The organism is Salegentibacter maritimus (genome assembly GCF_016236975.1).
Lineage (GTDB): Bacteria > Bacteroidota > Bacteroidia > Flavobacteriales > Flavobacteriaceae > Salegentibacter > Salegentibacter maritimus.
This window is the reverse complement of record NZ_JAEHNY010000032.1, coordinates 1-448: the sequence shown is the minus strand read 5'-3', so window position 1 is coordinate 448 and position 448 is coordinate 1. Positions and strand designations below refer to the sequence as shown.

The window sequence follows — 448 nt, the reverse complement described above, 5'->3', positions numbered from 1 at the left end:
CACTGGATGTACAGAAATAAGTTTTACCACAGAAAGTTTCGCAACACCAAGTATTCCAAATTGTTCTACAATTACCAGTCCGCTAGATGGTGCAACCGAGGTTAGCATCAGTGAAAATATTAGCTGGGATGCTGTACAAGATGCTGATGGATATTATATAAATATTGGAACAAATCCAGGAGGAAATGATCTGGTAAATAATACCGAGCTTACAACAACAACTTATAGCCATACAACCGACTTCCCTGAAAACACCACAATCTATGTTTCGGTTACTCCTTATAATGCGGTAGGAAATGCCACAGGCTGTAAAGAAATAAGTTTTACCACAGAAAGTTTCGCAACGCCAAGCATTCCGGATTGTACTACAATTACCAGTCCGCTAGACGGTGCAACCGAGGTTAGCATCAGTGAAAATATTAGCTGGGATGCTGTACCAAATGCCGAT

General features: G+C 40.6%; 1 pseudogene. It reads left to right on the top strand.

The window, feature by feature from the left end:
• Positions 1-448: pseudogene (locus tag I6U50_RS15765) on the top strand (hypothetical protein); the annotation flags it as partial.